A 26,173-nucleotide genomic window follows, 5' to 3' on the forward strand; every position below is an offset into this window, starting at 1 on the left:
AAATTAATCTTAGGGACACAGCTGTACAATTGTACGGCTGTTTTTTTTAATATTTTTTACTGCAAAATTCAAAATAAACGGTTTTTCAATCTACAATATTGGATTTTTATGGAATAATTTCCATAATTACTGTTCTAAAATCAAGACCAAAACAGAATATTATTCTTTCAAATGTTAAATTTTATTAATATTAAAGAATTATATCCTTTATGCTATTTAATTAAAAGTTTAATTTCCTTATTTAATGCATAATTATTACAACTTTACACTTTATATTTACTTTTAAACAAAAATAAATAGCCATAAAATGTCATAATTCTTTTATCAATCCATTGTAAATATAATTATTTATTAATAACAATTACATATTGCTATTAATAATTCAATCTTAAGAAATAAACAGAATATTATTTAAAATCTTGTCCAATTTACATTTTGAATAATATTTAATTAAACAGACAATCTAATAAACTTTATCATATGAAAAAAAGCTACCCCCTTTTATTTTTCATTTTTTTACTCTCTCTTTTTTCAAACCAACTTTCATCACAGACTTATCAACTTACAGGAACTCCCGTAAATACCACAGGATGGACTATGGTTGCTCCTACTGTTGTAAGTGGTGATTTTGTTCAGCTTACTCCCGATGTCGGAAACCAATCCGGATCTATCCGTTTGAATGAGCCCATTAACTTAAAATATTGTGACAAGTGGAGAATTGAATTTGATTTCAGAATGGATTCCAACCAAACTTATAACGGTGATGGTATCGCATTTTGGTATCTTCAGAATCCGCCAATTGCGAGTGTATTAGGTTCCGGAATTGGAGTTTCTCAGAATGCAATCGGTCTGGTTGTAGGTTTTGATTCCTTTAATAATGCTACGGGGAGTTCGGGTATGAGCAAAATACACGTAGGATACGGACAAATCGCAAATACAACAGATACAAATAATATAGAATTTTTCAACGTTCCCGGAAGTTCTTTTCACTCTCCTGATCTGAATTCTACTCATCCTTTTCAGGGAACAACTTATAAACATGTAGAAGTAAATGCACAAGTAGATCCTGCAGCTCCTGCAAACTGGATTATAAAAATTACACTTGACGGTGCATTGATTTGTAACCAGTCTTTTGCTCCTTCAGGTGCAGCAGCCGGAATAACAGTCGGATATTTCGGATTCTCGGCTTCTACAGGAGGTGCGAGATCGAGACATTCTATTAAAAACGTAAAACTTTATGTAGATAAAATTCCATTATTGCAAGGTGCTATTACAAAAAATATCTGCCCGGATCTGACAGGAATGTCAACAGTTGATTTAACTACATTTAATTCACAACTTACAACAACTCCAAATAGTTACACATTTGCGTACTACACAGGAGGAGCTCCGATTGCCAATCCTACAAACTTCCAATACAGTGCAGATACAACTGTTTCGGTAGTTATTAAAGACCCTTCGCAGGTTTTATGTGATAATAATGATGCGACGATCACATTAAAGGTTGCTCCGACCGTTACAGCAAATGATGCTTCTTTAAGAACCTGTTTCCTTGAAACCAATCCTTCAACAGGATTATTCAACCTTACAACAGCTCCGGTAATTGGTTCTTCAACAGGTATTACCAAACAATATTATCCGTCTTTAACGGATGCCGAAAATCAGACAAATCAAATTTCAGATCCTATAAATTATATTGCTCCGACTGGAGTTGTTTACGTAAGAGTAAGCAATACTTTTGGATGTTTTGATATTGCAAAAGTTACATTACAGGTGATTCCTCCAGTTTTTTCGAATGTTTTGGAAGATAAAATTATTTGTATTGAAGACACTACAACTTTGGATGCAGGACCAGGATTTACAAGTTATGCATGGAGCACGGGTGCAACCACTCAGGCAATTAATAATGTTGCAGTTGGAACATATTGGGTTAAATTAAAAACAGGAGATTGCGTTGCCACTCAGACTGTAAAAGTTTATGCTTCAGAACAGCCTGTAATTTCAAGTATTGACATTTCAAATAATATAGTTACAGTACATGCAGTGGGAGGAACTCAGCCATACCAATATTCTATCGATGGAATTCACTGGCAGGATTCTAATGAATTTAAAAACGTTCCTAGAGGTGACTCAAAGATTTTTGTAAAAGATGCTTATAACTGTGATCCAATCACTGTTACAATCGTTGTTCCGAATTTAATCAACGTGATCACACCAAATGGAGACGGAGTAAATGATGCTATTGATTATTCATCTCTTGCAGGAAAACAAAACCTCGTATTTAATGTATTCGACAGATACGGAGCTCAGATTCACAAAGCCGATAAATCAAATAAATACAGATGGGACGGAACTGTGGGAGGAAGAAAAATATCAACAGGAAGTTATTGGTTCTCCGTTTCATGGAACGAAAATGACAAGAGAAACACACCAATTACCTACTCAGGTTGGATTCTTGTAAAAAATAGAGACTAACATTAATTATATACCCCCTTAAGTATGAATTTTAAAATATTTTTTGGATCAGTGGCTTTATTATCAGCTACTTCCATAGCAGCTCAGAATTATCAGCCATTATTAATTTCATCAGGCCTTACCTCTGATGTAATTGCTAACGGAGTCGGATCCTCTTCGGTTACTACCTCAACGGATGTCGATGGCGTATCTTTCGCTTTTGTGTCCAAAGATTTCCAGGTAAATTCATCAAGTGCACCGCTTACTTACGGTCTACCTATAGACGGAATGGTAAACAGTGTCGTAGCAACAACGCCCGGACTTAGCTATAAAATGGCAAGCTATGATGCAAATAATTCCTTAAAACTGGCAAATCAAAATGATTCGGGAACCCTTACTTTTACAACACCAACACCTGCTTTCAAACTGTATATGCTTGCAACCAGCGGAAGTGGTGCTTCGACAGTAACGGTAACTGTGAATTTCACAGATGCAACTTCACAGACAATAACCGGAGTTGCTGTTGCCGATTGGTATAATGCTACAGGATTTGCGATCCAGGGATTTGGAAGAATTAACAGAACTAATGATGTTTTGGAATCAGGAAGTGGAACAAACCCAAGACTGTATCAGATTTTATTAAATATTGATGCTGCGAATCAGGCTAAACCTATTCAAAGTATTACCGTTACTAAAACTTCTACAGCTCAAGGCTATACAAATGTTTTTGCAGTTTCTGCAGACGCCTATTCAAATTGTGTACCTCCTACTTTAAATACTGTAGGAACACTTACTCCTAACTCTGCTTCTATTTCCTGGACTTCACCTTCAGGAACTACTCCCGCGAGTTACGATATCTACTACAGCACAACCAACACTGCTCCAAATAGTGGTACAACACCAAGTGTTTCTGGAGTTACAGGCACTTCCTATACAATTCCGGGATTAAATCCTAATACCAATTATTATTACTGGGTAAGAGCAAACTGTAGTACAGGAACAAGCCAAAGTGCATGGTCTTTCTCAGGAACATTCAAAACAGCATGTGGAGTTATGACATCTATGTTTGAAGATTTTGAATCTTACGCAACTGGAAGTATCGTACCGGATTGCTGGGCAAGAATCATTGATACAAACGGAACTCAGACAATTTCTTCTACTACTCCAGTAGCTTCAGGTACAAAACATATTTATCAATACAGTACAGCTACACAAAATCCTACAACTGTTGTTCTTCCGCAGTTTGGTAATATTAATGCGGGAACAAATTGGTTAAGATTTAAAGCAAGAGTAAGTACCGCAACAGGAACTTTAAATGTAGGCTATGTAACAGATCCTGCAAACAGCTCTACTTTTGTATTATTACAATCTTTAAGTATAGCAAATACAGTTTATGCAACAGCAGGAAATGAATATTCAGTGATTGTACCTTCTTCTGTACCTGCGAATGCAAGATTGGCAATCAGAAATACAGCAGACGGAAAATCTTATTATTATGATGACGTATATTGGGAAGCAAAACCAAGCTGTTTTGCACCATCAGCTTTAACGTCATCTAACGTTTTGGCAAATAGTGTAGGAATTTCATGGACAGCTCCATCTTCAGCACCTGCAAACGGATATGAATATTATTATTCTACAAGTAACGCAGCTCCAACTGCAGCAACTACAGCTTCAGGAGCAAGTACAGGTTCAGCGACATCAACTACGATCAATGGACTTACACCAGCTACAACTTATTATGCTTGGATAAGATCAGCATGTAGTTCTTCTGATAAGAGTTCTTGGTGGGGATCTATAACTTTCACTACGGCTTGTGCAACTCTACCGGTTCCTTTTGCTCAGACATTTGACAATGCTGTAGTTCCAAACTGTTGGACCAATACAAATCCGGGAAGTACAAATGCTAATTTCTTATGGAAATTTGCAGGAAATGCAGATTATGGAGCAAATTTAGCCAACAACGGAAGACCTGCGGGAACTTACGCTTGGGTAGATGCAAGTTCACCATATAGCGGTGCCGGTTCTAATTCTATACAATTAGTAACACCTTACATCAATTTAACAGGATTGACTTCTCCATACATTTCATTTGAATGGTTCAAAAACCACTCTATGTCTACATCTACTACTGTAACTCCTTCAACTTATGATAATAACAAACTTACAGTAGAAGTAAATGACGGAAACGGTTGGGCTACTTTATGGAGCGATACATCAAACTCTAATCAATGGAGACCTGTAGGAATTCCTTTGGCTGCTTCTTATATCGGAGCAACAATTCAGGTAAGATTTACAGTAGATAAAAACGTAAACGGTAACGGTTATTTCTATGACGATTTGTTATTGGACAATGTAGAAGTGAAGCAAAATCCTATTTTGGCAACAAGTGACGTTTCTTCAGCTAAAAACAATATCAAAGTTTATCCTAATCCTTTCAAAGATGTATTAAACATTTCTGATATTGAAAAAGTAAAATCTGTAACCATCACAGATGTTTCAGGAAGAGTGTTAAAAACTGTTGATAATCCTACAAAAGAGATCAATTTAAGTACTTTAAACTCTGGATTATATTTAGTAATTCTTCGTATGAAAGACGGATCACAACAAACAGTGAAAGCAATCAAAAATTAATCATTAGATTAATATATTTTGTTGATGGCAGCTGCATCCTCAAAACATGCAGGTGCTTTTTTTTAAATACTTTACACGAAAACCTTCAGAAATTCTGGAGGTTTTTATTTTGGTAATTCCGGTAAATCGATTTTTTCAGACTTGGTCGATAATGTTCTTAAAAATGCTTCTAATTGAGAAATTTCTTCGTTAGACAATTCCAGCATTCTTACCATTCCGGATTTTTGAGAATTTAATGTAATTCCCTCATGAACCGTTGATCTTTTTTGAGAAAATTCAGGATTTCCCAGACTGTAAAATTGAATAACTTCCGTTAAAGTTTTCATTGATCCGTTATGGAAATATGGAAATGTTCTCGTTACTTCCCTTAAACTCGGAACTTTAAATCTTCCGGCATCTTCTTGATTTTTCGTAACTAAATATCTTCCTAAATCCTCTCCTTTTTCGCCCAATAAAGACGTTCCTACATTTTCAAATTGATTATTAGAAAAATATCCCGAATTATGACAATTTATACATTGAGCTTTGGTTCTGAAAAGATGCAGTCCCATCAATTCATCATTCGTATAAGCATCTGATTTTCCGTCAATAAACTGATCAAACTTACTTGAAGAACTTTTAATCATTCTTTCAAAAGTGGCAATCGCTTTGGAAATTCTGTCTTTCGTTACCGTTTTATCTCCAAAAGCTTTTTCAAATAAAATTTCATAACCTTTTATTTTAGCAATTTTTCCCGCGACAATATCGATATGTTCGCTCATTTCTCTTTCATCCTGAATCGGCATTTGTGATTGCTCTTCCAAAGATTTTGCACGACCGTCCCAAAATAAAGATTTCGCGTAAGCAACATTCAGAATGCTCATCGCGTTTCGAGTTCCCAATTGTCGGTCGTGTCCAAAAGAAAATGTTCTGTTGTCACTCCATCCCAATTCCGGATCATGACAGGAAGCACACGCAATTTGGTTTGATTTTGAAAGTCTTGGATCAAAAAAAAGTGTTTTTCCCAAGAATTCTTTTTCTGCAGAATATTGATTATCGTCAGGAAAATCAACATTTGGCAAATGACCTATTTCCACAAAAGAAGGTGCAGATTCCGGATCTAAAATTGGCTTTGGCCACTTCGAAGAATCACCTGAAGAATATAATTTTCTCAGGTTATCAATAAAAGCATTTCTCTGATTCACTTCTTTTTGCACTTTACTGCTTAAACAATTATTTAAAACAGAAACCACAAGAAATAAAACCAAAATCCAACTTAAAACATTCTTCATGATTATTCGGAGTTTCAGCAAAAGTATGACAATTTTTAATTTTTATTAATTTGAAAATATTCCGTATTAAAAATATTTAATCAAATAAAAATCTACCTGCTCCGTTACTAGATTGAATTAATTACTATGAATAGCTACAATTTGCAGTTTTATACAACAAATTTTTACGTTCTGTTCACATAATTGGGATTTAATAAACTTATATTTAAACTTTTATTCAAATAATAAACAAACCTAAATGCAGACATTATCCTTGAAAATTGCCACTTCCGCAGCAGCAATTTGTTTCAGCACATTGGTATTTGCGCAACAAAAATACTCGGTAAGCGGCACTGTGAAAGACAAGAAGAATGGAGAATTATTGATCGGAGTCACGGTAAAAGTGGCTGAAGATCCTACAGTTTCAGTCGTTGCCAACGAATATGGCTTCTACTCTCTTTCACTTCCCAAAGGAACTTACAATTTAATTATTTCGAACCCCGGCTTTAAAGATTTTCAGCAAAATATTGTCGTCGAAGATAATGTTAAGCAAAATCTTGAACTGAGTTCCGGAGAAGAGGAAGCCAGAACCGGGAAAATTGATGAAGTCGTTATTTCCGGAATCAAAAAAGACAAAAATTTAAGTTCCGCACAGATGGGAACGGAAACTTTAAGCATCAAAAACATTGAAAAACTTCCGGTTCTTTTCGGTGAAAAAGACGTCATGAAAACCATACAGCTTTTACCCGGAATCAAAAGTAACGGTGAAGGAAGCAGCGGATTTTCCGTAAGAGGCGGTGCAACCGATCAAAACCTTATTTTGCTTGATGAAGCTGCGGTTTATAATGCGTCCCACTTGCTTGGATTTTTCAGTACATTCAATAGTGATGCGCTGAAAGACGCGAGTATCATCAAAGGAAACAGTCCAGCTCAATATGGAGGAAGGCTTTCTTCTGTTTTGGATGTAAAAATGAAGGACGGAAACAACAAAGACTACAATGTCAACGGAGGAATTGGATTGATCAGCAGCAGATTAAGTGTTGAAGGTCCGATTCAGAAGGAAAAATCATCTTTTATTATTTCAGGAAGAAGGACTTACGCTGATTTGTTTTTAAAAACAACGGATGATTATAAAGACAGTAAATTATATTTTTATGATTTAAATTTAAAAGCCAATTATCAGATCAATGAAAATAACCGTTTGTATCTATCCGGATATTTTGGACGAGATGTTTTAGGATTGGGCGATACTTTTTCAACGGATTGGGGAAATACGACAGCAACATTGCGTTGGAATAGCATTATCAGTAGTAAATTATTCTCGAATACCTCATTGATTTACAGCAATTACAATTATAATGTAAGTTTAAGCAGTAACAACAATACTTTCGGACTCGATTCTAAAATCGAAGACTGGAATCTTAAGCAAGATTTTTCATGGTTTGCAGGAAATAAACATTCGGTAAAATTTGGTTTACAGTCTATCTATCATACAATTACGCCAAGCAGTGCATCGGGAACCAGTGTGAGCAGTTTTCCGAGAAATTCGAGAGATTCTTGGGAAAATGCGCTTTATATGAATGATGATTTTAAAGCAACCGAAAAATTAACAATCAATTACGGAGCGAGATTGGCAATGTTCAGTGTTTTGGGAGGTGATACTTTTAATACTTATCAAAACGGTGTTCTTACAGATTCTGAGTTTTTAGAAAAAGGAAAATTTGGAAAAACGTATGTAAATCTTGAGCCTAGAATTACAGCGAATTATAGAATTAATGAAGTCAGCAGTGTGAAAGGAGGATATTCTCGAAACACACAAAATCTGCATTTATTAAGCAACAGCGGAAGCGGAAATCCTACCGACCAATGGATTGGAAGCAGCTATACTGTAAAACCTGAAATTGCAGATCAGGTAAGTGTCGGTTACAGCAGAAATTTCAACAATAATAATTATGAACTGAATGCTGAGATTTATTACAAATCCATGCAGAATCAGATTGATTATAAAAATGGAGCACAAATTTCTTTTGATACTGCAGCTGATGTAGAAAGTGAATTGTTATTCGGAAAAGGAAGAGCTTACGGCTTGGAACTAATCGCCAAAAAGAAAAGTGGGAAACTGACAGGCTGGATTTCCTATACTTTATCTAAAACAGAAAGAAAAATCAACGGAATTAATGATAATGAATGGTATGATGCAAGACAAGACAAAACCCATGATCTTTCGATTGTAGCAACTTATCAATTGAATCCAAAATGGTCTTTTTCAGGATTATTCCTTTACAGCACAGGAAATGCAGTGACTTTCCCAACCGGAAAATATGAACTGAACGGACAAACCGTTTTCCAGTACAGCAGCAGAAATGCAGACAGAATGCCTGCTTATCACAGAATGGATTTGAGTGCAACGTATGAACCGGTTACCAATAAACGTTTTAAAGGCTCTTGGTCATTTGGGATTTACAATGTTTACGGACGCGAAAATGCCTACACCATTACTTTTGAAGACAATCCTGACAAACCTGGAACGACTCGCGCCATGCAGACTTCATTGTTCCGTTGGGTACCAAACATCACTTATAATTTCAAATTTTAATTCATGAAAAAACTATTTTTAATCATACTATCGCTGTTTTTAGTTACTTCTTGTGAAAAGGAAATCGATCTGGATTTGGAAGACCAAAGCGGAAAAATCGTTATCGAAGGAAATATAACCGACCAAGCCGGACCTTATTTTGTGAAAATAACAAAATCTGTAGCCGTTACGGAAGCCAATCAATATCCTGCCATAGAAAATGCACAGGTTGTTTTGAGTGATAATACAGGACAGTCGGAAACTTTGCAATATGTAGGAAGCGGAACTTATAAAACTTCAACTTTTGTTGGTCAATCAGGAAGAACTTATACTTTAAAAATTAATGCAGAAGGACAGCAATATACTGCGCAAAGTACAATGCCACAAGTTGTTTCGTTTGATGGATTGGATCAGGATTCTTTCATGGTCGGAGGTGAAACCAGCTATACCCTTTTGCCTGTTTTTACAGATCCGTCGCCTTTAGGAAACCGTTATCTTTTTGTTTACACAGTGAACAACAATCCTAAGAAATTCTTTTCAGAGTTTTCTGATAATGTAAATAACGGTTTGCCCAATCAACGACCTTTGCTTCTTCCAAATGATGATAGTGATGTAGACGATATCAAAGTAGTTGTAGGTGACACGATCCACGTTGAAATGCAGTGTATAGATGATAATGTTTATACTTTTTATTCTGCCCTTTTACAGCTTTCCGGAGGCGGTCCCGGTGGAGGAATTACTCCTGCAAATCCTCCGAGTAATATCAGTAACGGAGCTTTAGGATATTTTTCAGCACATACCGTAAGAACAAAAACTACTGTTATTCAGTAAAACTTTTAGGATAAAAGAAAAGCTATTTAGAATACTCTGGATAGCTTTTTTATTGATTTAAACTTCAGCGATTCTACTTTTTAAAATTATTTATAGAATTAATTCTAATTGATGTAACAAATATTCCCTAATAGGTGTCTTATAACTAAAACATAGTTTTTACATGAAGAATATTTTGATACCAATCGCCCTTTTAGCAGGCATACTTACTTTTGCACAGGCTGAAAAGGATACCATAAAATCAAAGGAGAAAGAAATAGAAGGAGTTACTGTCACGGTAAGAAAACCAACTGTAGAATCCAAAGCCGACAGAACTGTATTTAATGTTTCCAACAGTTCTATTCTTGCAGGGAATACAACCTGGGATGTTTTGAGAATGACACCTTTGGTAAGTATTGATAACAATGACGCTATAAAAGCTGAAGGAGAAACCGTTACCGTTTATATCAATGACAGAAAAACAGTTTTTACAGGGAAAGAATTAAAGGAATATTTAAAGACAATTCCTGCCGATAATCTAATGAAAATTGAGGTCATTACAAGTCCTTCTTCACGTTATGAAGCAACAGGATCGGTGATTAATATCGTTTTAAAGAAGCGCGATGATGAGGGAATCAAAGGAAGCGTGACTTTTAACAACAGACAAAACACAAAAAACTCTCAATACACGAATTTAAACTTAAATTATCACAAGAAAAGCTTTACACAGACCTTCATTGGAAGTTACAGTGATAACACGTATGTTCAGAGAAGTTCAAGTTTGTATAATTGGTATGCGGATAATTCTACCAATCAGATTGATAGTTATGTAACGGGCAGAAGTAAAAGTCCTTCATTTTCTTCTACTTCAGAATTTGAAATCAATAATAAAAATACTTTTGGGGTTATTTTGGAATATTACCAGAGTAATTCTACTTCCAACTCTGAAGCCAGCAGATTAGACCAGATCAACAGTATTTTTGACAGTTCTTCTGAACAAAATCAAAACTCAACAGGACTTAACCGAAATTTGGGAACCAACCTTTTTTATAAATGGTATGATAAGGAAAAGAATAAAATTTTAGATGTAAACGTAGGTACAAATTACTATGGTCAGTCCGAAGACAGTTATTTTGTTAATAATATCATTTCAGTTACTGATGGGGCGTCAACAAAAAATATAGGCGTTCTTTCCGATACAGAAAACCGAAATTATTATCTAAAAGTAGATTACACACAGCCTCTAGGAAAATCAGGAGCCACTTTTGAAGTCGGAGGAAAAATGAATTTTAATAATAATGTTGTTCCCAATAATCTGTACGGAAATATGCTGAGCGGACTCAGTCCGAATGATATTTTTCATTACGAAGACAACATCAGTTCATTATATGCCAATTACAGCCGAACTTTCTTTAAAAAATTAGAAACAAGAGTCGGTCTTCGCTATGAATATATTGATTATAAGATGAGACAGGATGTTGCCGGGACATCAAGAAAAGATTCTTACGGAACTTTCCTTCCCAATTTATTATTAAAATATAATTTTTCAGACAAATATGATTTAACCTTAACCTATAACCGAAATCTCTGGAGACCGTGGTACGCAGAATTTAACCCTTTCATGACTCCCAATACCGACGGAATTTACAGCCGCGGAAATATGGATTTGGAGCCCAATCCAAGTGATAGAATTTATATGAAACTGGGAATTTTAAAGAAATATTTCCTTTCCGCAAGGTATTCATTTACAGATCAGGATTATTGGACAGATTACTTACAGGGAGAAATTCCCGATGCTACAAGTTCTACAGGTGTAAAAAAAATATCCATTACACAACCTTCCAATTTTAGTGGAAATGTGCATAAATATTATCTTTATGCCAATACCAATCAGACATTTTTCAAAAATAAATTTACTGTAAATCTTGGTTTGGGATGGTATTATATAGACAATAGTGATTTTAATCAAAAAAATAAACTGGATGGAGCAAGAGATTATATCAGCTATCTAAGTGCTTCAACCAATCTTTCGTACACAAATCTTTTTAATAAGAACATTAACTTAAGTGCATGGGTTGAAGTTTCAAATCAGAATAACGGAAATTCAACCACCAATAAAGCGAATGTTTTTCATAATATTTCCGTAACAAAAATATTCCCGAAAACACAGATGGAAGTCAGTCTACAGTTGATGAATATTTTCCAGAGACCAAATTATGATGCAACGACTTACAATCAACAAGGATATGTGAGAAATGCCTCAAAATGGGATTGGTACGGAGCTTCCATCTCATTTGTAAAACGTTTTGGAAACCAGAAAGTAAAAGAAAACACAAAAACCGATGTCGAGAAAAACGGCGGCGGCGGAAAATAATTTTTTAATGTTAAATTTTAGGACGGATGATGAATTAATTTTCATTGTCCGTTTTTTTATCTTCTTAGCTTAATAACAGAAGTTTGAGGTTCAGAACCTCAAAATATACGTTCCGAACCTATCCCGATACGTTAAACATAAGTCCGGACACGTTGCACAAGGATCCCGACAGGTTGAATCACCTATCCGATACGGTTCATTAAAGGTCTTTCGGGGTTTTGAACCCCTTTTTTGCGGTTATTTAAACATACTGATACGTTGGATAACCTGTTAATAGACGTGAAATACATCTTCGGATGATTAAAAAACCTCAACGCCTGCTCAAAATATATAGCCGGATACTTCAAAAACCTGTCTGAACCATTAAAATATGTCTTCGGATAATCAAAACACCTTATCAAATCTGTCCTGAAAAAAAAACTTAATAAAAATATATGTTTAAACTTTTTTGAAGCCATTTCCCGCTTTCCACTATATCTTTTGTTCCGCTTTGCTACACAAAAGGATGTCGTTGCAATCGGGGCTAGGTTGCAGTCTTTGATATAAATATTTGTAAAAACACGAAACCTGTGGGTTTTTATTTATCAGTAGTTTACATACAACCTTCATCGTTTTGCATACATCCACTCTGTTATTTATAATGAAATTTGTATCATTAAAATCAAGAATATGAATTTGAAACACATTAAATTAGGAAGTCAAGGATTGGAGATCCCTAAAATAGGTTTGGGCTGCATGGGAATGACAGGTTTTGAAGAAGCCAACATGTACGGAGAAGCTGATGAGAATGAAGCAATCGCAACCATTCACCGTTCATTTGAATTGGGAGGAAATTTCCTTGATACAGCTGATTTGTACGGACCTTTAAAAAACGAACAATTAATAGCAAAAGCCATCGGAAACGACCGTGAAAAATATATTATTGCTACAAAATTCGGTTGGGAAATCGATGACAATAATAAAGTAACGTGGGCAATCAACGGAACAAAGGAATATGTAAAAAAAGCGGTTGAAAGATCTTTAAAAAATTTAAAAACAGACTATATCGATCTTTACTATATGCATCGTCTGGATAAAAATACACCGATCGAAGAAACTGTAGGCGCCATGAGTGATCTCGTAAAAGAAGGAAAAGTAAAATACATCGGATTATCGGAAGTATCTTCTGAAACTGTAAAAAGAGCGCATGAAGTTCACCCAATCACAGCTGTACAAAGTGAATATTCTCTGTTTGAAAGAACGGTTGAAGAAAAAGGAGTTTTGAAAACTTTACAAGATTTAGGAATTGGTTTTGTAGCCTATTCACCACTTGGAAGAGGATTTTTATCCGGACAAATCCGTTCCATCGACGATCTTCCTGAAAATGATTTCAGAAGAGGAATTCCGCGTTTTCAGGGAGATTATTTTCAGAAAAATATTGAGTTGGTGGAAGCAATCGAAAATATGGCGAAAGAAAAAGAAGTTACTTCTTCTCAATTGGCTTTAGCATGGATCATGAGCAAAGGAATTGTTCCGATTCCGGGAACGAAGCGCAGAAAATATGTTGAACAGAATATTGCATCAACCAACATTCAATTAAGTGAAAATGAACTTCAGAAACTGGAAAGTATCATACCTTTAGGAACCGATACCGGAGCGCCTTATGACGAATTCAGTATGGGACTTTTAGATTATTAAGCTTATATTTATAGTATGAATACGATCCAGTCCGTTTCCGCTTTTCACCGTTTGCTTTCTTTACCAGAACCGAAACATCCTTTGGTAAGTGTCATCAATCTATCCGACAGTAGCTTTATCGAAGATGAGATTTGGAAAGGTTTTGTGAATAGATTTTACTGTGTCGCTTTAAAAAGAGAATCCACCGGAAAAGTAAGGTATGGACAGCAACATTATGATTATGATAAAGGTGTTTTAAGCTTTACAGCCCCAAATCAGGTTCAATACCTAGATTTAGACACGATAGATTGTAATGGAAAAGGTTATCTGTTGATCTTTCATGAAGATTTTTTGTTGAAACATCCTTTGGCTCAGACAATTTCCAGCTTTGGATTTTTCTCTTATGCCGTAAATGAGGCTTTGCATTTGTCTGAAGATGAAGAAAATGATCTGATTCAGATTCTTCATAAAATTGATAAAGAATGTCAACATATCGACCGACACACACAGGAAATCATTCTTTCACAAATTGATTTGTTATTGAATTATTCCAATCGGTTTTATGAGAGACAGTTTATCACCAGAAAAAACGGAAATCATCAGTTATTGGCTAAGTTTGAACAATTTTTAAATGATTATTTCAATAAAGAAGAATCGGCAGAAAAAGGATTATTAACGGTTCAGCAAATTGCAGAAGTCATGAATCTTTCACCAAATTATTTAAGTGATCTTTTAAGAATTCATACCGGACAAAATACACAGCAACATATTCATGAAAAGCTGATCAGTAAAGCGAAAGAAAAGCTTTCCACGACACAGTTATCAATAAGCGAGATTGCCTACACATTGGGGTTTGAGCATTCACAATCTTTCAGTACTTTGTTTAAAAAGAAAACGAACATGGCTCCGCTGGAATTCAGGGCGAAGTTTAAGTTTAATTAAAAGAAGATTTGATATTATATTTAAAAACCACTACAAAAAGTAGTGGTTTATTTTTATTGAATTATAATCCTTTTTATGATTTAAATTTTAAAATAATAAAAAACCACCTAAAATTTCAGGTGGCTTATCTTTATAGAGAATTATTTATTGTTTACGAATTCGGTACAATCTTCCCGCATCAGTAACCGCATAAAGATTACTATCCAAACCTTGCGTAATATCTCTGAAACGTTGATTTTCACTTGCAAGAAGTCGCTCCTCTCCTATTACTTTATTATTTTCCATGACCAATCTTGTAATGTTCATTCCACTCAGTGAAGCGATGAAAAGATTATTTTGCCATTCCGGAACGGTGTTTCCTTTATAAAAAGTAATTCCGCTTGGAGAAATTACAGGATCCCAATAATAAACAGGCTGTTCCATTCCTGATTGTTGCTGTATTCCGGCTCCGATTGTTGCGCCACTGTATTCGATTCCGTAAGTAATTGTCGGCCAACCGTAATTTTTCCCTGCCAAAACCCGATTAATTTCATCTCCACCTCTCGGTCCGTGTTCACTTTGCCACAAATCGCCGGTTATGGGATGAATTGCAATTCCTTGAGGATTTCTGTGACCCATACTGTACAATTCAGGCAAAGCTCCTGATTGTGAGAAAGTAGGATTTCCAGGAGCAGGTTGACCACTTGTTGTAATTCTCAAAATTTTTCCGACAGCTGCCGTTACAGATTGCGCCAAAGGTCTTGTAGAAAGATCTGAACGTTCTCCCGTGCTTACAAATAGATTTCCTGTACTGTCGAATAAAATTCGTCCTCCATAATGAAGATTTCCAACGTTGGCAGAAGGATTTGCCCTGTAAATTACCACAGGATTTTCAATAATCGTTTCAGAATTCGAAAGTCTTCCTTTTGCTACTGAAGTTACGTTTCCACCTGAAACATTTTCAGAGAAAACCCAGTAAATCATTCTGTTTGATGTAAATTGCGGATCGACACAAACTCCCAATAATCCACCCTGCCCTCCGGAATTTACGGCTGGAATTCCAGTAATGGCATTGCTTAAAGTTCCCGTATTGCCTACAATTCTCATTGTTCCGCCTTTTTCTGTGATCAACAATCTTCCATCGGGTAAACTTGTGATTCCCCAAGGTGCAGATAATGCAGAAGTTACTACCTCAGATACATATGCAGTGTTAGTCTTTACTCCATTTGCTCTTGTCTGTCCAGGAAACGCAGGCTGATAATTTGTATTGGCAGGATTTGTTTCAACAGGAGGAAGCGTTGGATTGTTTCCTTCATTCTCATCAATGCTGTCTGAACAACTTGCAAAAAGCATTGATACTGCAACCATTACATGATAGGTTCTTATTTTCATATTTCAAAATTTTGGTGATTTGATAGCTAAATTCAGTTTTTCAACAACAAATCACTTGCCATAATTCACTTTTATGTGTTTTTTAGCAATATCAATTCAATCGGTTGCATTAATCTAGTTAAGAAATAATTTTTATTAATAAAAAAACCTCAACGATTATTCATTGAGGAATCAGATTCATTATTAATTTAAATTTAGTTTAAAAATTCAACAACTTTAGTAACAAAAGCGTCATGATTTTGGAAGAAAGATGCATGACCGGAATCAGGGAAAATTAATAATTCCGCATGTTCTAAATTCTGAATCATATTGTGTGCATTCTGAACAGAAACCGGCAGATCATTTTCTCCGTGAACAATAAGCACAGGATTTTTAATTGCCTTAATTTCCTCAAGAGCATTTGTATTCGGCTGTGCCCATTCCAAAACCGCAGTCAATTGCGAATACGAAGTTGCATCACTCAGTGCGAGATCTCTGTCTGTTGTTCGGAGCTGAATTCTTCCGTAGGCTGCTTTTCCTGCTGTGATACTTTCTGCAGAATTTGTAAAGCCAAACTTTAAGAAAGATTCTTCAGGTCCCAATCCTGCAGTTCCGGCAATAATATTCGGTAAATTGGCTAATCCAATCGCTCCTTTTGGTCCGGTTCCCGTCAAAATTACCTTATTAATTAAAGCTGGTTTAGTCAAAACAACTCTTTGCGCCACAAATCCGCCCATCGAAAAGCCCATGATATTGACTTTATTCAAATGCAAAGCTTCTATAAAATCTATCGCATCATCTGCCATTGACTGAATATTGTTCGGAGTTGTTCCTTGTGAAGCAGCGACGCCTTTATTATCAAATATAATAACCTTATATTGTTTGGCTAATCCGTTTGTAACAGCAGGATCCCAATCATCCATTGAACCACCTAATCCCGGCAAAAGTACCAAAGGAATTCCCCCTTCTTTGCCAAATGCCCGATAAGCGAAATTAGTTCCTTTTACGTTTACAAATTGAGTTTTCGCATTTTGATGATTTTCAGTCTGTACTTCCTGAATTGTTGTGATTTCACTTTCTTCTCTGCAAGACATTGAAACTGTTGTAAGAACTGTAAAACAAAAATTCCTGTAAGTGAGATTTTTCTGATTGCTTTCATTGTAGTTTATTTTTGTTTGATTATGACGCAAACTTAAAACGGAAAAACAGACGAAACACTCAGAAAGTCTATCAGATGGACGTTTTCAGAGTTTAATCGGACATTTCGAAAGGTGAAAATAATTATATCCGAAAATTTTATGTCTGAAAAAACTATTATGGCATAAATATTAATGTATAATATAAAAAACACCTATGAGATGGAAAATATTTTAGAAAATAAAGATTTGATAAACAGCTATTTAAATTTAAGCGTTTTACAACAATTCAACATAAATATTGATTTGAAAGATGAATATGTTTTCACAGAAAATCTTGTTTCAAAAAAGCCGATTATTGCGACTACTTTTACTGATAGAATAATATCTTATCCGATGATAAAATTGTTTTTAACTGCTTTAATTACAGATATTAACAACGGAAACTGCACGATTGAATTTATAAAGAAACGATTGAAATATTCTAAAGAATCTGATTCTCAGGAAATGGAAGAAATAGCATAGCACAAATCCCTACAATAGATGCAGGGATTTTTTGTATTTAATTTAGTTTAAATTTACTTAATGTACTGGGCAACTTTATCTTCCAAATCTACCAGATTGAAAGGTTTTGCAACATAATCATCCGCCTGAGCTTCTTCAGCCAAAGCTACAATATCGTTATTTGCCGTCACATAAATTACCGGAATATTTTTAAATTCCTCATTATTTTTCAGAAGCTTTGTCGCTTCCACGCCGCCGATTTTGGGGATCCAATTATCCATCAGAATAACATCGGGCTGAAATTGAGCCACTTTCTCCAAAATATCATGCGAGGTTTCTGAAATTTCAACCTGATAACCATTTTCTTCAAAAATGATCGTAATCACTTCCAAAATAGTTTTATCGTCATCGAAAATCAAAATTTTCTTTTTACTCATATTAGTTAATTTAACTTAGTTAGGGAAATTTTTACTTTATTTTTTTATAATTGATTAATATAATCCGCTAAATTACCTGAATTAATTATTAAATCATAATCAATTTCTTCTACAGCATGTTTCGGCATATAATTTACTTCTGCAGTTTCAGGATCCTGGATCCAGACTTTGCCTTTATTTTTTTTTATATATCCCAAACCTTCCACTCCATCGGCATTTGCACCGGACAATAAAACTCCGATCATATTTTCACCATAAATCTCTGCCGCAGATTTAAAAGTAACATCAATCGAAGGTCGAGAATAATTCATCTTTTCTGAACTATCGAGTGACATTGTTTTTTTATCTTCAAATAATAAATGATAATCCGCCGGAGTGATGTATATTTTATTTCTTTGAATCTCTGTTTTATCCTCAATTTCAATCACTTCTATTGGTGAAAACTGTTGAAGCAAAGTCTGCAGAATATTCGTTGAATGAGCTTTTCTGTGAACAACCAGCAGAATCGCAAAGTTCAGGCTGTCATTTAAATTTTTAATCATTTCCAAAATAACCTGTAAGCTTCCCGCAGAGCCACCGATTATGATTAATTCTGTATTTGTGTTTTGTGTTTCCATGATAAAGTTTTTAGCTGTGATCTATTTTTTTCCAGATCTTCTGATCATCAACTTGATGAAAATTTTTATCTAATTTAGAAAATCTTAACGTTTCTTTCGATCCTAATGCTAAAAATCCTAAATTTTCTAAACTATTATCAAAAAGACGGAAAACTCTTTCCTGCAATTCGCGGTCAAAATAGATCAGAACATTTCGGCATATGATTAGCTGAAAACTATTAAAAGAACTGTCTGAAACAAGATTATGAGTCGATAAAATCAATTTTTCCTGTAAACTTTTATCAAATCTTACACTGTCATAATTTGCTGTATAATAATCTGAAAAATCTTTTTTACCGCCTGATAAAATGTAATTTTCAGAATATAATTTCATTTGATGTAAAGGAAAAACTCCCGCTCTTGCGGTTTCCAGAACAGACGGATTAAGATCTGTCCCGTAGATAAGAGATTTATGATAAAGATTGGCTTCTTTTAATAAAATCGCTATCGAATACGCTTCTTCTCCTGTCGAACAGCCTGCAATCCAAATCCGTATCAAAGGATAGGTTCCTAATTGCGGCAGAATTTTATCTCTTAAAGTCTTAAAAAACTGCGGATCACGGAACATTTCTGTGACATTCACCGTAATTTCTTCTATGAAACGTTTTAAATATTCAGGATCATTGAGAATAGTATATCTTAATTCCGCAAAACTTGTAAACCTATCAATCAAGCAGATACGATTTACCCTGCGCTTGAAAGAAGCACGGCTGTACTCGGAAAAATCGTAGCCATACATATCATAAACATCTTTAATCAAGTATTCTACCTCGTCATCTTTTACAATACTCGGTTCCAGCATTTACGGTAGTTTTTCTATAGCAGTTATTAATTGATCTACATCGATCGGCTTTGAAACATAATCCTGAGCTCCTGCATCAAGACATTTCTGGCGATCTTCCGGCATTGCCTGAGCGGTAACAGCGATTACAGGAATTTTGCTTGTAGAAGGTATATCTTTTATAATCTTTATTGCCTGATAACCATCCATTTCCGGCATCATCATATCCATCAACACAACTTTGAATCCGTTATCTTTTTGCAAAATATCAATAGCTTCCTGAGCCATTGTACAGCTTTCTATCTGATAACCACGTGATTTCAACGTAAGTCTTAATGCAAATATATTACGTGGATCATCGTCCACAATTAGAATTTTATTATTCATCGGAATCTTAGCTGTTTAACTTTCATATAACCAAACACGAAGTAAGGACAATAATTGATCGATATCTACAGGTTTTGAAATGTAATCTGAAGCTCCTGCCGTAATACATTTTTCACGTTCCCCGATCATTGATTTTGCCGTGATCGCAATAATTGGCAATCGTGCAAATTTCGGCATTTTTCTAATTTCTCTTATCGTTTCATAGCCATCCATTTCAGGCATCATCATATCCATTAAAATCACATCTACATCGGGATTTTCTTTGATCTGCTGAAGCGCATGTTTGCCATCCATTGCAACCACAGCATCTACCTTATATTTTTCCAAAGCTTTCGTTAAAGAGAAAATATTACGAACATCATCGTCTGTGATCAATATTTTTTTACCACTTAAAACTTCCGTTAAAGAACCCAATGTTTTGTTTCTTACATTTTCGATCGAGTTATTTTTTTCTTCAACCAAATGTAAAAACAAACCGACTTCATCTAAAATTCTCTGGTAAGAATGCGCTGTTTTAACAACAATAGAATCAGCATATTGCTTGATTTTCAATTCTTCAGATTTAGATAAATTTCTTTCTGTAAAAATGATAATCGGTAAATTTTCCAAGCCTTCATAACTCTTAATAGACTCAATAATTTGATATTCGTTTCCTCTGGAAGCTCCGATGTCCAAAATTACACAGTCTACTTTATTTCCCGTTAATGCTTTTACACTGTCTTCTACATTATTTTCAACAGATAACGAGATATTGAAATTGCTCAGGAAATAAGACAGCGCACTTGCATGTTTTGCGTTTTCTTCTACAATTAAAACTTTTTGCGGACCTTTTTTCAAGGCTTCTTCAATTTTTCTGAAAATGTCTGTCATTTGATCCAAAGCAACAGGTTTGCTGATAAAATCAATTGCACCTTTCATCAGACTTTCCTTTTTCACGTGTAACGCAGACATCATGTGAACAGGAATATGTTTTGTTTCCAGGTTAGATTTCAGTTCATCCATGACTTGCCATCCATCTTTTACAGGCAACTGAACATCCAGCAAAATTGCCTGCGGATGATATTGTAACGCAGCAGACAAACCGTGATCTCCTCTTACTACAATAACCCCTTTATAATCTTGTAAATGAGCATATTTCAAAAGAGCTTTAGCAAAATTCGTATCATCTTCAATTATTAAGATTACTTTATCGTCGTCATTAATATTATCTCTGTCATCATCCACATTTTCAGGAATTTCCAGCGTATTAATCATTTCTTTTACTTCGATTTCTCCGTTATCCAAAATATTTTGAATTACTTCAACATCTTCACGAATAATTTCTACCAAATCCTGATCTGTTTCAATCTGAGCAATTTCGGAAACTGCTTTAACAGGAATTGTTAAACTGAATTCACTTCCTTCATTCACTTTGCTTTTAAGGATCAATTCTCCGCCTAATAATCTGGCAATTTCACGGCTTATTGACAATCCTAAACCTGTTCCGCCGAATTTTCTTTTCGTAGAACCATCCGCTTGCTGGAATGCTTCAAAAATAATTTTCTGTTTGTCTTCTGCAATCCCGATTCCTGTATCTTTTACCGAAAACACTATAAAATCAGACTTTTTCGGATCTTTTTTAATATTTAAATCAATACTTCCCTTCGTTGTAAATTTCAAAGCGTTTGATAATAGATTTCTCAACACCTGATCAATTCTCAAACGATCAGTTTCAATAACTTTTTTAACGTCATTTTCGATTTGAATATTAAATGGAAGTTTTTTCTCCTGAAATACAGGATTAAATAAATTTTTCAGATCTTTTACAACTTCATCAATTGCAACATCTTGATATTCCAGAGTCATTTTACCGGACTCGATTTTAGCAAGATCCAGAATTTCATCAATCAAAGTCAGCAAACTGCTTCCAGAACTTTGGATAACTTTTGCGGATTCTACCTGATCTTCATTTAAATTTTCTTCCGGATTTTCTGCCATTAATCTTGAAAGAAGAAGAATCGAATTCAATGGAGTTCGTAATTCATGAGACATATTCGCAAGGAACTCCGACTTGTATTTTGTGCTTAAAGCTAATTCCTCTACTTTTTTCTGAATCTCATTGTTACGTTCTGCAATCAGATGGTTTTTCTCTTCCAATAATCTCGAACGCTCCTCCAATTCAGCATTTGCCTGCATCAATTCTTCCTGCTGAACTTTCAATTCTTCTTCAGAAGCCTGTAACTTCTGCGTTTGAGCTTCCAATTCTGTATTTAAATTCTCCAATTCCGAATGCTGAACCTGCAATTCTTCCGACTGCGCCTGAGTTTCTTCTAATAACTGCTGTTCTTTTTCGCGACCTTTTGCTGCGTTTAAAGCAATTCCGATATTTCTGCTGCATTCAATGAAATAATCAACTCTGTCCTGCTCAAAATTAGAAGTAGATCCTAATTCCAAAACACCGATACAATAGCCATCTGCAATGATTGGAAGCAATAAAATCCCATAAATCTGGATTGTACTGCTCGCAAAAGTCACTACAAAATCATCCTCATGAAGATTATTGTAAACCTGAGGTTTTTCGCTAATAAAAGCCTGACCAACCATTCCTTCTCCCGGCTCGAAAGTTCTTTTCATATTCCCTTCCAATCCAAAAGCTGTATTTAGTTTTAAAATTCCTTCATCATAAAGATATACTGAACCGTTGATACATTTTCCGTATTCAACCAATTGATTTAAAGACTCTTCCGAAACTTCTTTTACAGATTTGTTTCCAACCAGAGATTCATTCAAAATAGCAAGACCTTTTTGGCGCCAATCACTTTTATTAATGGTATCAAATGAAAGTTTCAAGGATTCTGTCATGTGATTCAAAGAATCAACAAGATCGCCTAAATCATCTTCTGCATTATCTACCACTTTCTGACTGTAATCACCATTGGCAACGCGATTTGCAATTTGCTGGATCGCACTTACACGTCTCGATATTTCCAGATCTTTTGCTTTAAGCATTTTCTCCAATTTGTCTCTTCGGATTAAATCAGCTCTTAATTTAAAATAGAAAAATGCAGTTACTACAACTGCTGCAATTGCCGAAAAAACAATAAATAAAACTGTTGTGCTTGATGATTGATTTAAATCTTTAGTCTTTACAGCTAATTGATTTTCTTCATATTGTGAAAATTCTCTAACAATCTGTCTGCATTTATCCATGTAAGCTTTGCTTTCCAAAATCTGCTGCTGCGTCATCATTTGTCCTTTTCGACGGTTTTCGACGAAAAGTTTCATATTAGACAAATTGTTGTTTACATTTTTCTCAAGCGAATCCAAAAGCTTAATCTGATGAGGATCTTTTATATCCAGGCTTTTTACATATTCAAATGTTTTGGAATATTCGGCAAGACTTCGATTGTAAGGCTCCAGAAAATTCTCTCTTCCTGTAAGCTGATATCCTCTGTTTCCTGTTTCTGCATCCAAAAGAGCAACCAAAACATCTTTTACAGCTGTCACTGCGCGTCTGCTTTTACCAACGCTTTCACGATGGCTCATTTGGTTTTGGATACTGAAATACGATGCCAATGAACTCGCAATCAATATTAAAAGTGAAAGTCCTACTCCAAACTGAAGATTTCGTATAATTTTTTTCGGCATGGAAAATTAATTTAAAGGTAAGGTGAAATAGAATGTTGAACCTTCGTCAACTTTGCTGGAAACTCCGATGTGTCCATGATGCTGTTTGATGATCTCAGAGCAGATAAAAAGCCCGATTCCCATTCCCTGAAACTGAAGCGAAGACTCTTCAACACGGTAAAATTTATGGAAAACAGCTTCCTGCTTAAAATCCGGAATTCCGATTCCGAAATCTGTAACATTTACTTTTACTTCCTGTTCCTCTTCATCTACAAAGGTCGTTACAATAACCTGATTATTATTCGGAGAATATTTTATAGCGTTCGTAAGGAAATTGATTAAAACCTGCTCAATACGGATTTCGTCAAAAGGGATTAAAATGTTGGGAATAATTCCGTCACGCTTTATTTTTACCCTGTTCTCGTCGTGTGTCTGCAAAATTGTGTCAATTGCATTATTGATAACACTTTCAAGATCTGTTGGTTTTTTATTGATCTTCAGCTTACCGTTTTCAATCTTGGAAACATCAAGTAAATCTGTGATCAATGTATTTAATTTTTCAATCTGATCCTGAGCTTTGGCGACAAATCCCGCTTCTGTACTCTCTTTATCAAGCTTTAATTTCCTTTCCAAAAGCTGAACATAAGCTTTAATACTCGTTAAAGGAGTTTTAAGTTCGTGACTTGCAATACTTAAAAATTCATCTTTTTCTTTTTCAACTTTCTTCTGATCATCAATATCTGTAAAAGTTCCTACCCAATTTTTTACAATATTTTCTTCACGTACAGGAGTAATTCTAAGCAAATGATATCGGAAATTTCCTGTTTCGATATTCCTAATCCTAACTTCCAGCTCCAAAGATTTTCCTTTCTTTTTGCAGCGTTCGAGTTCTTCATTAATATTAAAATCATCGGGATGAGTTTCCGGAAAATCCTGCTCAGAATCTGAATATTGATACCATTTGACATTCACAAAATCTACAATTCCATCCTCATTCAAAGTAAAAGCGATTTGCGGCAAAGATTCCAGCATCAAATGAAAATGATCGATCTGAGATTTCATTGTTACCTGAGATTCCCTCCTCCCTTTCACTTCAAGTTCCAGACTTTGCTGCGTTTTTTTCATCGCAATATTCTGTTCCTGAAGGCTATAAAATGTTTTAACTTTAAGCAAAAGAATTTCCGGATCAACAGGTTTCGTCACATAATCTTTACCTCCGGAAGCATAACCTCGCGTTATAAATCGTTTTTCTGTATTGACAGCCGACAAAAATATGATGGGAACTTCCTTTGTTTTGCTGTAGCCAGCTAACGTTTCAGCAACTTCAAAACCATCCATATCGGGCATTTGTACATCCAAAATAATTAAGGCGTAATCATTTTTCAATGCTTTTCCTAAAGCTTCCTCTCCGGAATCCGCTGTATCTACCTGAAAATCTTTAGATTCAAGTAATTTCTTTAATGAATAAAGATTACTTTGGTTATCATCAACAATTAAGATCATAGAAACGTAAAATCAATAATTAATTATATTTACTTTAGTTTCAAAAATACTCACAAAAATCCGAAAAACAGTTATTTTTTACCTATTATAGATACACATACCACATTTATAAACAGATTAATAACTCTCCTATCAAAAATCAACAAAAATATATCGGAATATTTATTACAGCAATTCAACACTTTAACGGTAAAAAATTAATCAAATACCACATTTTCGGTTAAAATTTTCTTTTTTGAAAATTATTCACGGCACAGTGTTTGAATAATCAATTGCATCACTTTTTCACTTAAATATATTTTTCAAATTTAACCCCTGTTTTTTGCAGGGGTTTGCTTTTTTGTTTATATATTTGCACCGAATTTCTCATGTTTAATTTGAGTTTTCATGGTTATTAGTTTTTAATCCCCGTCGAAAGTCGGGGATTTTTTTATGATAAGCTGTAAAAAATACGGCAAAACATTTTACTTAGTCTGTGAATTTTATTCTTTAAAAATCACATTTCGTATAAAAATTTACCATGTATGGCACAACTTCTGATATAGCAAAGGCACACCTTTAAATCATAATACTATGTCGATAAAAATACAAGTTGCTACTTGCACACAATGCAATGGTTATTATTCAGCTGCTCCATTAGAACAAAAACATACTCATCACCCTGAAATTATTGATCATTTCTTCTATCACGGTGAACCATGGTTTACTTTAGATCAAAAAACTTTCGAAAAATTTAAAAATTACGAGAATATAAAAGTGATAATAATCGATCTTCATGAACATATACAACATGATCATCTTTATTGCCGTTGCGAGAAAAAAACCGCTCCTGCAAAAATAAATTACACTTATGAAGTCTCAGATTTTCAAAAACCTTTATCAATATTAGAAAAAACTGAGATAGAAAATGAAATTTATTTCAAAGACTTGTATTATACTTCCAATAATTTTCATGGAATAGTTGCAGCAACTCATCATGGAAGTCCAGCAACAAAGTTTCGCTGAATTTTAAATCCAAATTTTATCTTTCAAACTATAAGTATTTCTTAAAACTTCATAGATGTTAAAAATATTTTATAAATTATAAAGAAGATTTTTGCTTAAACTAAATTTTATAT

At 34.7% G+C, this 26,173-nt stretch carries 18 protein-coding genes; 9 read left to right on the top strand and 9 right to left on the bottom strand.

Translation table 11 applies throughout. From position 1 onward, the window contains the following. Positions 1 to 480 precede the first annotated feature (480 nt). On the top strand, positions 481 to 2,475 hold the full coding sequence (locus tag ABD940_RS06860) for a T9SS type B sorting domain-containing protein (RefSeq protein ID WP_345201433.1): 1,995 nt from the start codon (positions 481 to 483) through the stop codon (positions 2,473 to 2,475). Positions 2,476 to 2,499: 24 nt separating this feature from the next. Beyond that, positions 2,500 to 5,088: a fibronectin type III domain-containing protein gene (locus ABD940_RS06865; RefSeq protein WP_345201436.1), complete on the top strand. Its 2,589-nt coding sequence runs from the start codon at positions 2,500 to 2,502 to the stop codon at positions 5,086 to 5,088. Between the two features lie 104 nt (positions 5,089 to 5,192). Here the strand turns inward: ABD940_RS06865 and ABD940_RS06870 are convergent, their stop codons facing one another. Next, positions 5,193 to 6,359, bottom strand: a complete 1,167-nt coding sequence (locus ABD940_RS06870) for a cytochrome-c peroxidase (RefSeq protein WP_345201440.1) — start codon at positions 6,357 to 6,359, stop codon at positions 5,193 to 5,195. Between the two features lie 238 nt (positions 6,360 to 6,597). On the opposite strand from ABD940_RS06870, the gene ABD940_RS06875 reads away from it, so the two are divergent. The 5 genes from ABD940_RS06875 (at position 6,598) to ABD940_RS06895 (ending at position 14,695) form a co-directional block, all read left to right on the top strand. Further along, on the top strand, positions 6,598 to 8,934 hold the full coding sequence (locus ABD940_RS06875) for a TonB-dependent receptor (protein WP_345201443.1): 2,337 nt from the start codon (positions 6,598 to 6,600) through the stop codon (positions 8,932 to 8,934). A 3-nt stretch (positions 8,935 to 8,937) separates the two neighbouring features. After that, complete coding sequence (locus ABD940_RS06880; RefSeq protein ID WP_345201447.1) at positions 8,938 to 9,744, top strand: DUF4249 domain-containing protein; 807 nt, start codon at positions 8,938 to 8,940, stop codon at positions 9,742 to 9,744. 163 nt (positions 9,745 to 9,907) lie between these two features. Further along, complete coding sequence (locus ABD940_RS06885) at positions 9,908 to 12,097, top strand: outer membrane beta-barrel protein (protein ID WP_345201450.1); 2,190 nt, start codon at positions 9,908 to 9,910, stop codon at positions 12,095 to 12,097. A gap of 669 nt (positions 12,098 to 12,766) precedes the next feature. Beyond that, positions 12,767 to 13,774, top strand: coding sequence for an aldo/keto reductase (locus ABD940_RS06890; protein ID WP_345201453.1), 1,008 nt, complete (start codon positions 12,767 to 12,769; stop codon positions 13,772 to 13,774). 15 nt (positions 13,775 to 13,789) lie between these two features. After that, complete coding sequence (locus tag ABD940_RS06895) at positions 13,790 to 14,695, top strand: helix-turn-helix domain-containing protein (protein ID WP_345201455.1); 906 nt, start codon at positions 13,790 to 13,792, stop codon at positions 14,693 to 14,695. A gap of 144 nt (positions 14,696 to 14,839) precedes the next feature. Here the strand turns inward: ABD940_RS06895 and ABD940_RS06900 are convergent, their stop codons facing one another. Together ABD940_RS06900 and ABD940_RS06905 are read right to left on the bottom strand one after the other, a co-directional pair. Next, positions 14,840 to 16,066 (bottom strand): PQQ-dependent sugar dehydrogenase, encoded by a 1,227-nt coding sequence (locus tag ABD940_RS06900; protein WP_345201457.1) that lies wholly within the window; start codon positions 16,064 to 16,066, stop codon positions 14,840 to 14,842. Between the two features lie 194 nt (positions 16,067 to 16,260). Then, a complete protein-coding gene (locus ABD940_RS06905) occupies positions 16,261 to 17,139 on the bottom strand; it encodes an alpha/beta fold hydrolase (RefSeq protein ID WP_345201459.1) in 879 nt (292 codons plus the stop codon). A gap of 264 nt (positions 17,140 to 17,403) precedes the next feature. Here ABD940_RS06905 and ABD940_RS06910 point away from each other — a divergent pair, with 264 nt between their 5' ends. Then, positions 17,404 to 17,706, top strand: a complete 303-nt coding sequence (locus tag ABD940_RS06910; RefSeq protein WP_345201461.1) for a hypothetical protein — start codon at positions 17,404 to 17,406, stop codon at positions 17,704 to 17,706. 53 nt (positions 17,707 to 17,759) lie between these two features. On the opposite strand, the gene ABD940_RS06915 is transcribed toward ABD940_RS06910, so the two are convergent. The 6 genes from ABD940_RS06915 to ABD940_RS06940 are packed head-to-tail and all read right to left on the bottom strand — an operon-like array spanning position 17,760 to position 25,055. Next, complete coding sequence (locus tag ABD940_RS06915) at positions 17,760 to 18,122, bottom strand: response regulator (RefSeq protein ID WP_345201463.1); 363 nt, start codon at positions 18,120 to 18,122, stop codon at positions 17,760 to 17,762. A gap of 44 nt (positions 18,123 to 18,166) precedes the next feature. Continuing rightward, positions 18,167 to 18,739: a chemotaxis protein CheB gene (locus ABD940_RS06920; RefSeq protein WP_345201465.1), complete on the bottom strand. Its 573-nt coding sequence runs from the start codon at positions 18,737 to 18,739 to the stop codon at positions 18,167 to 18,169. A gap of 10 nt (positions 18,740 to 18,749) precedes the next feature. Next, a complete protein-coding gene (locus ABD940_RS06925) occupies positions 18,750 to 19,580 on the bottom strand; it encodes a CheR family methyltransferase (RefSeq protein ID WP_345201467.1) in 831 nt (276 codons plus the stop codon). After that, complete coding sequence (locus ABD940_RS06930) at positions 19,581 to 19,946, bottom strand: response regulator (protein WP_345201469.1); 366 nt, start codon at positions 19,944 to 19,946, stop codon at positions 19,581 to 19,583. 15 nt (positions 19,947 to 19,961) lie between these two features. Further along, positions 19,962 to 23,573: a response regulator gene (locus ABD940_RS06935; RefSeq protein WP_345201471.1), complete on the bottom strand. Its 3,612-nt coding sequence runs from the start codon at positions 23,571 to 23,573 to the stop codon at positions 19,962 to 19,964. A gap of 6 nt (positions 23,574 to 23,579) precedes the next feature. Continuing rightward, positions 23,580 to 25,055 carry a hybrid sensor histidine kinase/response regulator gene (locus ABD940_RS06940; RefSeq protein ID WP_345201474.1) on the bottom strand — a complete coding sequence of 492 codons (1,476 nt, stop codon included), beginning with the start codon at positions 25,053 to 25,055 and terminating at the stop codon, positions 23,580 to 23,582. Positions 25,056 to 25,628: 573 nt separating this feature from the next. On the opposite strand from ABD940_RS06940, the gene ABD940_RS06945 reads away from it, so the two are divergent. Beyond that, a complete protein-coding gene (locus ABD940_RS06945; RefSeq protein ID WP_345201476.1) occupies positions 25,629 to 26,060 on the top strand; it encodes a hypothetical protein in 432 nt (143 codons plus the stop codon). Positions 26,061 to 26,173 lie beyond the last annotated feature (113 nt).

Source organism: Chryseobacterium ginsengisoli, from assembly GCF_039542325.1.
GTDB classification, from domain to species: Bacteria; Bacteroidota; Bacteroidia; order Flavobacteriales; family Weeksellaceae; genus Chryseobacterium; species Chryseobacterium ginsengisoli.